Source organism: Conexibacter arvalis, assembly GCF_014199525.1.
GTDB classification, from domain to species: Bacteria; Actinomycetota; Thermoleophilia; order Solirubrobacterales; family Solirubrobacteraceae; genus Conexibacter; species Conexibacter arvalis.
Genome location: NZ_JACHNU010000002.1, coordinates 26182 through 40943, shown reverse-complemented (window position 1 = coordinate 40943; position 14762 = coordinate 26182). Strand labels below are relative to the sequence as shown.

At 73.7% G+C, this 14762-nt stretch carries 13 protein-coding genes; 11 read left to right on the top strand and 2 right to left on the bottom strand.

Annotated features, from left to right (window positions below; all coding sequences use genetic code 11):
* Nucleotides 1–13: 13 nt before the first annotated feature.
* The 5 genes from BDZ31_RS08745 to BDZ31_RS08725 all read left to right on the top strand — a co-directional run bounded on the left by BDZ31_RS08745 (nt 14) and on the right by BDZ31_RS08725 (nt 5964).
* Entirely contained in the window at nt 14–202 is a 189-nt protein-coding gene (locus BDZ31_RS08745; protein ID WP_183341173.1) for a tautomerase family protein, read from the top strand.
* Entirely contained in the window at nt 202–1527 is a 1326-nt protein-coding gene (locus tag BDZ31_RS08740; protein ID WP_183341171.1) for an aminotransferase class III-fold pyridoxal phosphate-dependent enzyme, read from the top strand. Before BDZ31_RS08745 ends, BDZ31_RS08740 begins: the two co-directional genes overlap by 1 nt.
* Nucleotides 1524–2723, top strand: coding sequence for a M20/M25/M40 family metallo-hydrolase (locus BDZ31_RS08735; RefSeq protein WP_183341169.1), 1200 nt, complete (start codon nt 1524–1526; stop codon nt 2721–2723). The genes BDZ31_RS08740 and BDZ31_RS08735 overlap by 4 nt, the downstream gene beginning before the upstream one ends.
* A complete protein-coding gene (locus BDZ31_RS08730; protein ID WP_183341167.1) occupies nt 2720–4987 on the top strand; it encodes an arginase family protein in 2268 nt (755 codons plus the stop codon). Before BDZ31_RS08735 ends, BDZ31_RS08730 begins: the two co-directional genes overlap by 4 nt.
* Nucleotides 4988–5067: 80 nt before the next feature.
* Nucleotides 5068–5964 (top strand): EamA family transporter, encoded by an 897-nt coding sequence (locus BDZ31_RS08725; protein ID WP_183341165.1) that lies wholly within the window; start codon nt 5068–5070, stop codon nt 5962–5964.
* A 247-nt stretch (nt 5965–6211) separates the two neighbouring features.
* Here the strand turns inward: BDZ31_RS08725 and BDZ31_RS08720 are convergent, their stop codons facing one another.
* Both BDZ31_RS08720 and BDZ31_RS08715 read right to left on the bottom strand, forming a co-directional pair.
* Nucleotides 6212–6505, bottom strand: a complete 294-nt coding sequence (locus tag BDZ31_RS08720; RefSeq protein WP_183341163.1) for a hypothetical protein — start codon at nt 6503–6505, stop codon at nt 6212–6214.
* A 200-nt stretch (nt 6506–6705) separates the two neighbouring features.
* Nucleotides 6706–7548 (bottom strand): alpha/beta fold hydrolase, encoded by an 843-nt coding sequence (locus BDZ31_RS08715; RefSeq protein WP_183341161.1) that lies wholly within the window; start codon nt 7546–7548, stop codon nt 6706–6708.
* A 132-nt stretch (nt 7549–7680) separates the two neighbouring features.
* Between BDZ31_RS08715 and BDZ31_RS08710 the strand changes: the two genes are divergently transcribed.
* The 6 genes from BDZ31_RS08710 to BDZ31_RS08685 all read left to right on the top strand — a co-directional run bounded on the left by BDZ31_RS08710 (nt 7681) and on the right by BDZ31_RS08685 (nt 14712).
* Complete coding sequence (locus BDZ31_RS08710; protein ID WP_183341159.1) at nt 7681–9003, top strand: LLM class flavin-dependent oxidoreductase; 1323 nt, start codon at nt 7681–7683, stop codon at nt 9001–9003.
* On the top strand, nt 9000–9476 hold the full coding sequence (locus BDZ31_RS08705; protein ID WP_183341157.1) for a riboflavin kinase: 477 nt from the start codon (nt 9000–9002) through the stop codon (nt 9474–9476). The genes BDZ31_RS08710 and BDZ31_RS08705 overlap by 4 nt, the downstream gene beginning before the upstream one ends.
* Nucleotides 9477–9873: 397 nt before the next feature.
* A complete protein-coding gene (locus BDZ31_RS08700) occupies nt 9874–11427 on the top strand; it encodes an ATP-binding cassette domain-containing protein (RefSeq protein WP_183341155.1) in 1554 nt (517 codons plus the stop codon).
* Nucleotides 11424–12434, top strand: a complete 1011-nt coding sequence (locus BDZ31_RS08695) for an ABC transporter permease subunit (RefSeq protein WP_183341153.1) — start codon at nt 11424–11426, stop codon at nt 12432–12434. Before BDZ31_RS08700 ends, BDZ31_RS08695 begins: the two co-directional genes overlap by 4 nt.
* Before the next feature lie 53 nt (nt 12435–12487).
* Nucleotides 12488–13534: a substrate-binding domain-containing protein gene (locus BDZ31_RS08690; RefSeq protein ID WP_183341152.1), complete on the top strand. Its 1047-nt coding sequence runs from the start codon at nt 12488–12490 to the stop codon at nt 13532–13534.
* 59 nt (nt 13535–13593) lie between these two features.
* Nucleotides 13594–14712: a class II histone deacetylase gene (locus BDZ31_RS08685; RefSeq protein ID WP_183341150.1), complete on the top strand. Its 1119-nt coding sequence runs from the start codon at nt 13594–13596 to the stop codon at nt 14710–14712.
* Nucleotides 14713–14762 lie beyond the last annotated feature (50 nt).

Here is a 14762-nt window from a genome sequence, read left to right as displayed (position 1 = left end):
AGCAGTGAAAGCCGTGCCGTTCATCGAAGTCAAGGCATTCGACACCCGCTGGGAGTCCCCCGAGAAGACCGCCGAGCTGATCGAGCGCATCACCAAGGCGATGGCCGACACGTTCGGCGAGCAGGTCGGTCGCGAGACCGAGGTCGTGCTGATCGGCGTGCCGAGACCCCAGTGGGGCTTCGGCGGCAAGGCGCGGATCTGATGGCGACGACCGCACCGACCCGCCTGCTGTCGACCAGCCTCACCGCCGGCAAGGCGGCGGTGCCGACGGTCGTCGGCGGCGACGGGATCCACTTCGAGCTGAAGGACGGGCGGCGCGTCATCGACGCCAGCAACACCGCCGCCCCGCTCGGCCACCGCCATCCGGAGATCGTCGAGGCCGTCCGCGCCGCGGCCGACGCCCCCGTCGTCAACGAGGGCTGGGGCTGGTGGGAGCGCGAGGCGGCCGCCGAGGACCTGATCCGCATCGGCTTCCAGGACGAGGAGTGGATCGGCGCCGTCCGCTTCTTCATCAGCGCCTCGGAGGCCAACGACGTCGCGCTCGCGCTCTGCCAGGCGCTGACCGGCCGGCGCGACCTCGCGACCCGCCTGCGCGCCTACCACGGCGGCGCCGGCCTCGCCCGCGACATGACCGTCCAGCCCCAGTGGCACGGCGGCCTCTCGTCGCTGGAGGGCGGCGTCGCGCCGGCGCCGCCGATGGTGCCGGTGCACACGATCGCCGCGCCGACGAGCGGGCGGATCACCGGCCAGGCCGACCCGACGCTCGCCGACGACGGCTGGGTCGCCGACGCGACCGAGAAGCTCTCCAAGAGCGCGGCGGTGATCCTCGACTACAGCCAGGGCGGCATCTACCACGCGCCCCACTACCAGGACCGCGTCGCCGCGATCGCCCGCGAGACGGGGACGATCTGGATCGCCGACGAGACGGTCACCGGCTTCGGCCGCGTCGGCGGCTGGCAGCAGTTCCACAGGGGCGACTCGCGGCCCGACATGGTGACGATGGGCAAGTCGCTGGCGGCCGGCGGCGCGGCGGCCGGCGCGCTGCTGATCTCCAAGCAGATGCTGGAGCGGCTGTCGGGCAAGGCGTGGCAGACCTACAGCACCTTCCGCGGCCATCCGATCGAGGTCGCCGCGATCCGCGCCCACCTGAAGGTCGCCGAGCGCGACCGCGTCCACGAGCGCGCGACCGAGCTCGACGCGGTGATGGAGGAGCAGATGCGGCTGATCGCCGAGGCCCACCCGTCGGTCCGCCGGATCGACGGGCGCGGCCTGCATTGGACCGTCGAGCTGCACGGGCCCGACTGGCGCACGTGGAAGGGCGAGGAGGCCGAGCCGCTCGCCAGCCGCGTCGCCGCGCGGGCGCTGGAGGCCGACGTGCTGATCACGACCAGCGGCGAGCAGACCTCGCTGTTCATCGCGCCGCCGCTGATCGCCGAGGCCGACGACATCAAGGCGATCGCCGCCGCGCTCGACCACGGCCTTGCGGTCGCCGACGCCGAGCTGGAACGGGGAGGGGAGGGCGCATGAGCGCGCAGGCACCGGACCTCGCCGCGGCGGCGCTGAGCGGCCTCGACGAAGTCGAGCGGCGGCTGGTCCGCTTCGCGCAGCGGCTCGTCGCGACGCCGAGCCTCCCCGGCGAGGAGGCGGCCGTCGCCGACCTGCTCGTCGCCGAGCTGGAGACGCTCGGTTACCGCGAGATCGAGCGCGACGAGCACGGCAACGTCGTCGCGCGGATCGGCAGCGGGCCGAACCGGCTGATGTTCAACGGCCACGTCGACCACGTCCCGCCGGCGGCGATGGACGACCCGTACGGCGCGCAGATCGTCGACGCGGCGGCCTACGGCGGCAGCGGCTTCGCGATCCGCGGCCGCGGCTCGTGCGACATGAAGGCCAACGTCGCGGCCGGCGCCTACGCGGCCGCATTCCTCGACCCGCAGCAGCTGCGCGACGGGACCTACGTGTTCACCGCCGACGTGCAGGAGGAGACCGACTCGCCGCTCGGCGTGCCGGCGCTGCTGGAGCGCGGGATCCGCGCCGAGTACGGGCTGAGCGGCGAGTCGACCCAGCTCGACCTGTACCTCGGCCACCGCGGCAAGATCCAGGTCGACGTGACGGTGAAGGGCCGCTCCAGCCACGCCTCGACGCCGGAGGACGGCGTCAACGCGGTCTACCGCGCGATCCCCTTCCTGCGGGCGCTGGAGCAGATGCCGCGGACGCTGCCCGCCGACGAGCTGTACGGCCGCGGCACGGTCACCGTCACCGACGTCAGAGCCGACCCCGGCGCGGAGGTCGCGGTCGTCCCGAGCGGCTGCACGATCCGGATCGACCGCCGCTACGTGCCGTCGGAGACGCCCGAGTCGGCGCTCGCCGAGATCAGGGCGCTGGTCGAGCGGGTCGGGCGCGAGACCGGCACGGCCGCCGAGGTCGCGCTCGTCAACGTCTACCCGCTGATGTCGATCCCGGCCGACCACCCGCTCGTCGACGCCGGCCGCGCCGCGATCGCCGCCGTCACGGGGAGCGAGCCGCGCCTGAAGACCTGGCGGTTCGGCGTCAACGCGACGTTCATGGGCGCCGCCGGCATCCCGACGATCGGCATCGGGCCCGGCAGCGAGGACTTCGCCCACACCCGCGACGAGCACGTCCCGATCGACCAGCTGGTGCGGGCCAGCCGCATCTACGCCGACCTGATCGTGCGGCTCTGCGACGGGCGGAGCGACCGATGACGACGATCGACACGCCAGGCTTCGCGGCCAGCCGCGCGCTCGACCGGCGCGGCCTGGAGGCCGACGTCGCGGCGCGCCGTGCGACGCTCGCGCGGCTGCTGAGAGAACGGGGCCTCGACGCACTCGTCGTCGCCAGCGAGGCGAACGCCCACTACCTGACCGGCTACGAGACGACCTTCTTCGGCAACCGCTCGAAGCCGTTCGTCGTCGTGCTGCTGGCCGACGGTACGGCGACCGTCGTCTGCCACGTCGGCGAGGCGACGAGCGTCGAGCTGGACGCGATCGACGTCGCCGTCCGGCCGTACGTCGGGCCGGCGGTGCTCGACGCCGACGGCGTCCAGGTCGACTACCAGGTGCCGGCGGTCGAGGAGCTCGTCGCGTTGCTACACGAGCGCGACGTCGCGGCGATCGGGATCGAGGAGAAGTGGCACTTCATTCCCGGCTTCACGCTGCACGCCTTCGACCGCCTGCGCCTGTTCGACGGGCAGGTGAGCGACGCCTCCGGGCTGATCTGGCGGGCCCGGCGGGTCAAGTCGCCGTGGGAGCTGGAGCGGATGCGACATGCCGCGGAGATCTGCGAGGAAGCCCACCAGGCGTTCGCGGCGCAGGCGCGCGTCGGCATGAGCGAGCGCGACCTCGGCCGCCTGCTGCGGCGCTGCGCCTACGACGCCGGCGCCGAGCGGATCGGCTACAGCGGCATCATCGCCGGCGTCGACCGCGCCCCGCTCGGCGGTCCGACCGACCGGCCGTGGGAGCGCGGGCAGCTGCTGTTCGCCGACCTCTGCCTGCAGATCGGCGGCGGCTACTTCGCCGACTTCAACCGCGTCTACGCGAGCGCGCCGCCGACGCGCGAGCAGCAGGCCGCCTACGAACAGCTCAACGTCGCGCTGCGGCGTGCGCGCGAGGTCGTCGCGGCCGGCACGCCGGTCGCCGAGCTGGCCGCCGCGCTGCTCGGCGAGGCGCCGTCGATCTACGCCCGCGCCGGCCACGGGCTCGGGCAGGAGATGCCCGAGCCGCCGTCGCTGTCGCCGCACGACCCGACGCCGCTGCGCGCCGGCGAGGTGCTCTGCCTCGAGCCCAACGGCGAGTTCGCCGGCGTCGGCTGGCTGGTCGGCGAGGAGGAGGTCGTCGTCGCCGACGGCGGCCACCAGCCGCTGTCGGTCCGCTTCCCGGAGGAGTTGCGCGTGATCGGCGGGGCGGCGGGGCCGGCGCGGGCGGCAGGGGAGGCGCAGGCGGGCGCGCAGGCGGGGCCGGCACGGGCGGAGCAGCCGGTCGCGACCGCCGCGTCGCCCTCCGCCTCGCCTTTCGCGGACGCGCAGGCGGGGCGTCCCGACCTGCAGCCGCTCGACTCGGCCGTGATCCCGCGCTATGCCGAGGTCGCGACCTTCATGCGGCTGCCGCGCGTGGAGAGCCTGGAGCACGTCGACGTCGGCGTCTTCGGCGTGCCGTTCGACAACGCCACCTTCCGCGGCGGCACGCGGGAAGGGCCGGCGGCCGTGCGCGAGGCGTCGCGGGCGATCCGGCGCGTCAACCCGTCGACCGGCACGAGCCCGTTCGACCTCGTCAACGTCGCCGACGTCGGCGACGCGCCGGTCAACGTGCTCGACGTGCCGGGGTCGTTCGCGGCGGTCGAGCGGTACGTGCGCGAGCTGCGCGAGCACGGCGTCGCGCCGCTGGCGGTCGGCGGCGACCACTCGACGACGCTGCCGATCTTCCGCGGCCTGCGCGACGCGGCGCCGTTCGGCGTCGTCCAGTTCGACTCCCACGCCGACATCCAGGACCGCTTCTTCGGCCAGAGGGACACGCACGCCTCGCTGATGCGGCGGGCGGTCGAGGAGGGGCTGATCGACCCGCGCCGCGTCGTGCAGATCGGCCTGCGCGGGACCCGCTTCGGCGACGACGACATCCAGTACGGGGTCGACGCCGGCTTCACCGCGATCACCTACGACGAGTACGAGGAGATCGGCCGCGCGGCGGTGATCGAGCGGATCCGCGAGGTGATCGGCGACGCGCCGGTGTACGTCACCTACGACATCGACGGCCTCGACCCGTCGCACGCGCCCGGCACCGCCGCGCGCGAGCCCGGCGGCCTGTCGATGCGCGACTCGCAGGTGATCCTGCGCTCGATGAGCGGGATGGACGTGATCGGCGGCGACGTCTGCGAGATCGCCCCGTCGCTCGACCCGACCGGCCTGACGCAGTTCAGCGGCGCGAACCTGCTGTTCGAGATCTGCTGCCTGATCGCGACCGCGCGGGCGCGGTGACGATCGACCGGGCGCTCGACGCCCGGCAGGGAAGCGACGGACGGCCCACGCGGCGCCGGAGCGACGGCTCCGGCGCCGCCGTGGCGAGCGGGGAGGGCGGTGCAGGAACCGCCAGCGGCGGGCGCGGTGCGGGTGGCGCGGGCGAGGTCTCCGGCGCCGCGCTCGTGCTGAGCGCGTCGCTGCTGATCCAGACCTCGTCGGCGCTCGCGACCTCGGTCTTCAAGACGCTCGGCGCGCTCGGCACGAGCGGGCTGCGCTTCGCCTTCGGGGCGCTGATGCTCGCCGGCCTCCTGCGCGGCGGGATCGGCCGACGGTCGCGCGGCGCCTGGCTCGGGATCGGCGGGATGGGACTGTCGATCGCCGGCGCCAACGTCGGGCTCTACTGCGCGATCGACCGCATCCCGCTCGGCACCGCGGTCGCGATCCAGTTCTGCGGTCCGCTGCTGGTCGCCGCGAGCCGCTCGCGCCGCCCGCGCGACCTGGCGTGGGTCGCGCTCGCCGTCGCCGGCGTCCTGCTCGTCTGCGGCGGCCTCGCGCTCGACTCGCTCGCCGGCGCGGCATTCGCGCTCGGCTCGGCGGCCTGCTGGGCCGGCTACCTCCTCAGCGCGCGACGGGTCGGCGACGACTCGGCCGGCCTCGACGGGCTCGCGCTCGCCGTCGCGGTCAGCGCCGTCGTGACACTGCCGTTCGCGCTCGACGCGCTCGCGCGGGAGCCGCGGCCGGGCGACCTCGCGCTCGTCGCGCTGCTGAGCCTGCTCGGCGTCGCGCTGCCGTACGCCTGCGAGCTGATCGCGCTGCGGCGGGCCGGCCTGCGCGTCGTCAGCGTCCTGCTCTGCCTCGACCCCGCGGTCGCCGCGCTCGTCGGCCTCGTCGCGCTCGGTCAGCGCCTCGGCGCCGCGCAGGTCGCCGGCGTCGCGCTCGTCACCGTCGCGAGTGTCGGCGTGGTCGTCGGCGGCCCGGATCCCGCCGCCGCCTGACCCGAGCCCGCGCGAGGTGGCTGGACGGGCGGGCGGCGGGACGCGCGGTGGCGGGACGGCGCCCGCTGGACGCGCGGCGGTTGGACGCGCGCCGGCTGGACACGCGCCGGCTGGACGCGCGCCCGCTGGATGCGCGGCGGCTAAACGCCCCCGCATTGGCTTTCTGCACGTCTCAGAGACGTGCAGAAAGCCAATGCGCGCCCGGGCGTCCGGTGGCGGAGCGCTGCGCGGCGTCTCGGACGACGCGCTAGCCGAGCGGCTCGACGTGGGCGCGGACCGCCGTGCCCGCCTCGTCGAGCCAGCCATGCCCGCGGGCGAACGCGACCATCTGGTCGAAGCCGGCGCGCCAGGCGGGGTCGTCGGCGCGCTCGCCGGCGAGCGCCAGCAGCGCGTCGATCGCGACGAACACGTCGCCGCCGTCGGTGAGACGGCCGTGTCCGGCGATCGCCTCGCCGAGCCCCGCGTCGTCGCCGGTGCCGTCGATCACGGCGAAGCGGCCGAAGTCGTCGGGCTCTTCGAGCGCGACGGTCGCGTGCCGCATGTCAGCACCGCCGGCGCCCGCGCCCGCGCCCGCTCCGCCCGCGCCCGCCGCGTCCGCTCCGCCCGCGCCCGCCGCGTCCGCTCCGCCCGCGCCCGCCGTGCCCGCTCCGCCCGCGCCCGCCGCGCCCGCGGCACCGCCCGCGCCCGCCGGGCCCGCGCCGTCGGCACCGCCCGCGCTCGCACTCGCGCGTACGACGAGCCTCACGCGAGCGCGTTGCGGTGCGCGTGGGCGGCGATCAGCTCGGCGATCCGGTCGGGCTGCTGGACGACGGCGAGGTGGGAGGCCGGCTCGTCGCCGACGCCCTCCAGCTCGACGTGGGTCGCGCCCGAAATCAGCTCGGCCCAGCGGCGCGGGTGGGCGGCCGGAACGAAGCGGTCGTCGGCGAAGCCGATCACCTGCGTCGGCGCGGCGACGCGCGCGAGGCGGCGGTCGAGCCGGACGTCGTAGCGGGGGTTCCAGGTCAGCCGCGCGAAGGTGATCGACTCGCCGTAGGCGTGGAGCGTGTCCTCGACCTCGCCGGCCTGCTCGAGGTACTCGGCGTAGCGCTCGCCGACGCCGCTGAAGAGGGTCTCCAGCGCGACCTCCGGCGACCAGCGGAAGGGGTCGGCCGGCGGCGCCTCCGGGACGCGCAGGCCGATCGGCGCCATCAACGTCAGCGATGCGAAGCGGCGCGGGTAGGTGAGCGCGAGGCTCGCCGCGATCCACGCGCCGAGCGAGTGGCCGACGAGGTGGACGCGCTCGACGCCGAGGCCGTCGAGGAAGGCGTCGTAGTGGAGGACGAGGTCGTCGATCCCGTCGAGCCATTCCGGCATCGCGGTGTCGCCGAAGCCGGGATGCTCGGGCACGATCGTGTCGAACGACTCGGCGAGCCGCGCGTACAGCGGCTGCCACATGCGCGTCAGGCCGGCGCCGTGCAGGAACAGCAGCGGCTCGCCCTCGCCCTCGCGCCGGTAGGCCGTCTCCAGGCCGTCGACGGTCGCCCACGCGGGCGTCGTCCAATGGGCCCAGGAACGGGCCTCCAGCGTTGCGGTGTCGTGCGCCACGGAATTCCTCCCTACAGGTCTTGGCATCCGAATATCGGGCTGCTATGTTCGGCTAACGGTATTGAGGGAGACCTCGCACGTCAAGCGCGGGCCAGGTGAAGGGTCACGGTGACAGTGCATGAAAGGGAGACGATGAATCGGCTTGAGTTCCACCTCTTCAACTACGGCGCGTACCCGGACATCCCGCACGCCGACGAGCTGCCGAACTCGGCCTACATCGACCTGCCCAACAGGCACTACGACCCGGTCCGCGGCCAGTGGTACCTCGACTCCTACCTCGACACGCTGGTCTTCGGCGAGAAGCTCGGCTTCGACGGCATCCACACGACGACGCAGATGGGCGGCCCGGTCGGGATGACGCCGTCGGCCAACCTGACCGCCGCGTACCTGGCGGCGAAGACCGAGCGGATCATGATCGGCACGCTCGGGCCGATCCTCAACGTCTTCAGCTCGCCGATGCGCGCCGCCGAGGAGCTGGCGATGCTCGACGCGATGTCGGGCGGGCGGCTGATCGTCGGGCTGCCGATGGGCCACGGCATGAACTATCACGCCGCCGCCACGATGAACCCCTCGCAGGCGCGGGAGCGGTACTGGGAGGGACATGACCTGATGATGAAGGCATTCACCTCGCCGGGTCCGTTCGAGTGGCAGGGCAAGTATTTCCACGTGCCGTACGCGAACCTGTGGCCGCGGCCGATCCAGCAGCCCCACCCGCACGTCTGGATCCCCGCCGCCGGCTCGAAGCTGACGCTGGAGAAGTGCGCCGAGCACAGATACACCTACCAGGCGCTGTTCTCGCCGCGGCGGGTGCTGAAGCGCAACGTCGAGACGTTCAGAAAGGCCGCCGACAAGCACGGCTACGAGCCGTCGCCCAAGCAGATCGCCGCGGTCCTCTTCATCCACGTCGCCGAGTCCGACGAGCAGGCCCGCCGCGAGGCCGAGCCGCACCTGATGTGGCTGTTCCAGAACATCAACCGCTCCCCCAGACACGACGCCTTCCCGCCCGGCCACTTCAGCATCGAGTCGCTGCGCGGCTTCATGCTCGGCGGCGGCTACCGCGAGAAGGACATGGGCCAGATGACCTACGACGAGCTGACCGCCGAGGGGTGGGCGGTGATCGGATCGCCCGACACGGTCACCGAGCAGCTCGAGGAGATCGTCGCCGAGCTCGGCGCCGGGATCGTGATCCACGTCGCCGACTTCGGCGCGATGCCCAACTGGCTGATCCGCAAGTCGCTGACGCTGATGGCCGAGCAGGTGATGCCGCGCTTCCGCGACCCCGGCGGCAAGCCGATCTGGGCGCAGGAGGACCCGCGTCCCGCAGGCACCCACGCCCAGCTCGGCGCGGTGCGCGAGGCGCCGGAGCGATTCCCGCAGGCGCGGATCCCCGGCCACGGCGTCGTCGACGTGCGGACCGCGCACGTCGAGGAGCTGCGCGCCCCGCTGCGGCCGTGAGCGGTCCGTCGCGCGCCGCCGGCCGGCCGGCGGGCGGCGCGGCGACCGGTGGGCGGGCGGCCGGCGAGCACGCACTCCGCGGCGCCGTCGGCGGCGAGGCGATCGAGCCGCTCGCGGTCGTCCGCGGCGTCGTCGTGCCGGGCGACAGGCGCGGGCGGCTGCTCGGCTTCCCCACCGCGAACCTGCGGCCGGGGCCGGGGGCGCAGCTGCCGCCGTTCGGCGTCTACGCCGGCACGGCCGGCGGTCGCCCCGCGGCGGTCTCGATCGGCGTGCGGCCGACCTACGGCAGCGGCCTGGAGCCGCTGCTGGAGGCCCACCTGCTCGACTTCGAGGGCGATCTCTACGGCGTCGAGCTGGAGGTGGTGCTGCTGCACCGGCTGCGACCGGAGCTGGCGTTCGCCGGCGAGGCGGAGCTGATCGCGCAGATCGCCGCCGACGTCGCCGAGGTGCGGCGGCTCGTGTCGCCCGGCTGAGCGACCGCGCCTGTCGCGCCGGCCCGTGCCGGCCCGCGCAGGCTGCGCCTCCCGCGCGTGTCGCGCCCGGCGCGCCTGCCGCGCCGCCCGCGCCGCCGCGTCGCCCGCGCCGCCGCGTCGCCCGCGCCGCCGCGCGCCGCCCGGCCCGCCCGCCGCCGCCGCCCACTACGCGGGCGCGTGGTGTCGGGAATCGAAGTATTGGATGCTGTCACCCGGAGAGAGACCGGGCTGTGACGTGCTGCGCGAAGGACGCGTCAGCGCGCGATTTCCCCTGCTCGGATGGTGAGTTGGTCAATCCCGCATCTCGCCGTCCGGAGCCTTGACAGCCCGCCGCCGGCATCCTTAGGATTCCAGACATCGAACTTAAGTGTTCGTTTTTCGGACAGGGAGTGATGGAGTGACTGCGACAGGGACGCCGGACCACCGGCCCCCGCACATCGAGGCCCGTGGCGTGGTGAAGCGCTACGGCGGCGTGCACGCGCTGCGCGACGTCGACGTGACGATCCGCCGCGGCGAGATCCACGCGCTGGTGGGGGAGAACGGAGCCGGCAAGTCGACGCTCGGCAAGATCCTCGCCGGCGTCGTGCGGCCGGACGGCGGCACGGTCTCCGTCGGCGGCCGCGCCGTCCACTACCGCGCCCCGCACGAGGCGATCCGCGACGGGATCGCGATGATCGACCAGGAGCTGGCGCTCGTCCCGGCGCGCTCGGTGCTCGACAACGTCTTCCTCGGCAGCGAGCAGCACCGCGCCGGCGTCGCGAAGGACCGCCAGGCGCGCGAGCGCTTCCGCGCGCTCGCCGCGCGGACCGGCTTCGACCTCGATCCCGACGCGCCCGTCGGCAGCCTCCGCGTCGCCGACCAGCAGAAGGTCGAGATCCTGCGCGCGCTCGCCCGCAACGCCGAGCTGATCGTGATGGACGAGCCGACCGCTCCGCTGACGCCCGACGAGGCGCAGCGGCTCCACGCGATCATGCGCGACCTGCGCGACAGAGGCACGACGATCGTCTTCGTCTCGCACTTCCTGCGCGAGGTGCTGGCGCTGTCGGACACGATCACCGTCCTCAAGGACGGCCGCTTCGTGCAGAGCGGGCCGGCCTCCGAGCAGACGCAGGACAGCCTCGTGCTGGCGATGCTGGGGCGCTCGCTCGACGTCGCCTTCCCCGACCCGGCGCCGCCCGCCGACGACGCCCCGGTCGTGCTGCGGGCGCGTGGCCTGACCCGCGCCGGCGCGATCGAGGGCGTCGACGTGACGCTGCGCGCCGGCGAGATCGTCGGCATCGCCGGCCTCGTCGGCAGCGGCCGCACGGAGGTCGCGCGGGCGCTGTTCGGCGCCGACCGGATCGACGCCGGCACGATCGAGCTCGACGGCAGGGCGCTGAGGCTGCGCGCGCCGGCCGACGCGATCCGCGCCGGGATCGCGATGCTGCCGGAGAGCCGCAAGGAGCAGGGGCTGCTGATGCTCCGCTCCGTCGGCGAGAACATCACGCTCCCGCACCTGCGCCTGGTCGCCGGCGGCGGGGTCGTCCGCCGCCGCGGCGAGAGCGCCAGAGCGCGGGAGCTGATCGAGCGCCTTGGGGTCAAGTGCGACGGCGCCGACGCGCCGGTCGCGAGCCTCTCCGGCGGCAACCAGCAGAAGGTCGCGCTCGCCAAGTGGCTGATGAAGACGCCGCGCGTGCTGATCGCCGACGAGCCGACGCGCGGCGTCGACGTCGGCGCCAAGAGCGCGATCTACGACCTGCTGCGCGGCCTCGCCGCGCAGGGCGTCGCCGTGCTCGTGATCTCCAGCGAGCTGGAGGAGGTGCTCGGCCTCGCGAACCGGGTGCTGGTGATGCGCCGGGGCCGCGTCGCGGCCGAGCTCTCGAGCGACGAGGCGACCGACGAGAAGGTGCTGACCGCGGCCTTCGGCACCAGCAGACGAGTCAAGGGCATCGACGAGGAGGAAGCAGCGTGAGCACCAACGAACCGCAGGGCCCGACCGCCGCGCTCGACGCGCGCACTCAGGCCCGCGGCGGCGCGCGGCGCTCGTTCGAGGTCGGCAGCCTGCGCGACTACGGCATCGTCTTCGCGTTCATCGCGCTCTTCCTGGTCCTGACGTTCAGCTCGGACGTCTTCCTGACGAAGGGCAACCTGCTCAACCTCGCCGACCAGTCGGCGGCGCTCGGGATCCTCGCCTGCGGGATGACGCTCGTGATCATCGCGGGCGGCTTCGACCTCTCGGTCGGCGCGATCTTCGCCGTCACCGCGATCGTCGGCGCGAAGGTGACCAACTCCTCCGGCGCCGAGCTGGGCGTGCTGGCCGCGTTGACGGCCGGCATGGCGCTCGGCCTCGTCAACGGCGTGCTCGCGACCGTCGGGCGGCTCAACCCGTTCGTCGCGACGATCGCGACGACGCTCGTCTTCCGCGGGCTGGCGCTGGCGATCTCGGGCGGCTTCCTCGTGGCGATCTCGGACGCCTCGTTCGGCAACCTCTCGCAGCCGAGAGTGCTCGACGTTCGCATATCGGTCTTCATCTTCGCCGCGTTCGCGCTCTTCTGCGCCTTCCTGCTCAACCGCACCGTCTACGGACGGCACCTGTTCGCGGTCGGCGGGAACGCCGAGGCGGCGCGGCTCTCGGGCGTGCGCGTCAACCGCGTCCGCGCGCTCGCCTACGTCCTGATGGGCTTCGCCTCGGCGCTCGGCGGCGTGCTGGTCGCGAGCCGGACGCTGACGGTCGACGGCAACACCGGCATGGGCATCGAGTTCGACGCGATCGCCGCGGTCCTCGTCGGAGGGACCTCGGTGATGGGCGGCGAGGGCGCGATCTGGCGCACGATCCTCGGCGTCTTCCTGCTCGCGCTGGTGGGCAACGGCTTCAACCTGCTCGGAACCGATCCGCTGTACCAGCGGATCTTCACCGGGGCGATCATCATCCTCGCGGTCGGGAGCGACGCGTGGATTCGCCGCGGCAAGCGGGCCTGAAGGTTCTCGACAACGACGCCGGCCCGCGTGTCGGCGTGTCCAGGAGGTCAGTGGTGAGGAGCACATTCGGTACGCGTCTGGCGGCGGTCGGCGCGATCGCGGCGATCGCCGCGTTCGGCGTCGGCTGCGGATCCGGCGACGACGACGGCGGCAGCGGCGCGACGGCGGCGGCGACGACCGCCGACGGCGCGACGGCGCCCAAGATCGCCTTCCTGACGGGCGACATCAGCGACTTCGGCCAGGGCCAGGTCAACGGCCTCAGAAGCGTCGCCGAGGCCAACGGCGGCAGCCTGACGATCTTCGACGGCGGCTTCGACGCGCAGAGACAGAACGCCGACTGCCAGGACGTCGTCACGACCGGCAAGTACAACGGCATCGTGATGAACGGCAACAGCGGCCCGGCCGCCGTCGCCTGCGTCACCGCCGCGCGCGAGGCCGGCATCCCGATCGTCGCGCTGGAGACGGCGATCGGCCCCGACCCGGAGAAGCTCGAGCCGCAGGTCGAGGGCGTCGTCGGCTCGGTGCTGATTCCGGCCTCCTCGACCGCCGAGGGGCAGATCGAGCTGTTGAGAGAGGCGTGCGAGCAGCTGAGAGCCGACCCGTGCAACTACCTGCTGATCATCGGCGACCGCTCCTACCAGCTCGACGACACGCGCATGAAGGTCTTCGAGGAGCAGCTCGGCGGAGACGCCGGCTACAAGCGGCTCGGCCTCGGCGAGGACGGCTACGACGGCGCCGTCGGGCAGAGAGTCGTCAACGACCTGCTGCGCGCGCAGCCGAACACCGACGTGATCGTCGCCTCGACCGACTCGACGGCGGTGCAGGCGGCGAAGGTCGTCAAGGACCTCGGCCGCGAGGGGAGAGTGCTGATCACCGGCGACGGCGGCTCCAGGGAGGGCGTGAAGGGGATCGCCGCCGGCGACGTCTTCTCGACGCAGGCGCTCCTTCCCGTCCAGATGGGCGAGATCGCGGCGCAGATGATCGTCGACGCCGTCAACGGCAGAGCGATCGAGAGAGACGCGGTCAGCGTCTACGACCTGACCGAGCCGCGCGTCCTCAAGCAGGACAACGTGGACGCGTTCACCCCCGAGTGGGGCTAGAGCGGAAGAGACGCGACGGGGCGCGCCGTCCGGCGCGCCCCGCGCCGAGGGAGGAATCGATGGCAACGACCGGTTTCGTCTGGCACGAGCGCTACGCCTGGCATGACATCGGCGCAGGCACCGGCCCGCTGCGCGCGGGCGGCTGGGTCGAGCCCGGCGAGCAGCATGCCGAGCACGCCGCGACGAAGCGGCGGATCCGCAACCTGATCGACGCGAGCGGACTGCTGGGCAAGCTGGTGCAGCTCGAGCCGGCGCCGGCGACCGACGCGCAGCTGGAGCGCTTCCACACGCCCGCCCACATCGCCCGCGCGCGGGAGCTGTCGGAGGGGGAGGGCGGCCCGTTCGGCTTCGACGCCTTCGTCGGCCGCGGCTCGGAGCCGATCGCGCGGCTGGCGGCCGGCGGCGCGATCGCGGCGGTCGACGCCGTGATGGCGGGCCGGGTGGCGAACGCCTACGCGCTGATCCGCCCCTGCGGCCATCACGCCGTCGCGGCGGAGGGCAAGGGCTTCTGCATCTACAACAACGTCGTGCTGGCGGCGCTGCACGCGCGCGCCGAGCACGGCGCCGAGCGGATCGCGATCGTCGACTGGGACGTCCACCACGGCAACGGCGCCCAGGAGGCCTTCTGGGCGGACCCGTCGACGCTGACGATCTCGCTCCACCAGGAGAACGTCTTCCCGCCGGGCTCCGGCGCGCTGGAGGAGCGCGGCGGCGGCGCCGGCCATGGGGCCAACCTCAACCTGCCGCTGCCGCCCGGCTGCGGGATCGGCGCCTACGAGGCGGCGTTCGAGCGGGTGATCGTGCCGGCGCTCGACGCCTTCGCGCCCGACCTGCTGCTGATCGCCTGCGGCTTCGACGCCGGCGCGCACGATCCGATGGGCCGCCAGCAGCTCAACCCCGGCGCCTTCCGCACGATGACGCGGCATGCGATGGAGGTCGCCGAGCGCCATTGCGCCGGACGGCTGGCGATGACCCACGAGGGCGGCTATCACACCGGCCTCGCGCCGTTCTGCGGCCTCGCGGTGATGGAGCAGCTGTCGGGCGAGCGGACCGAGGTCGAGGACCCGTGGGAGCTGCCGATCGCGTCGATGGGCTGGCAGGCGCTGCAGCCCCATCAGGAGGCGGCGATCGAGGCCGCGGCGGCGCTGGTCGGCGAGGTTCCGCGCCCGTCCGCATGACGGCCACGGGTGCTACAATAACGAACGTCACGCATCGATAATCGGACACT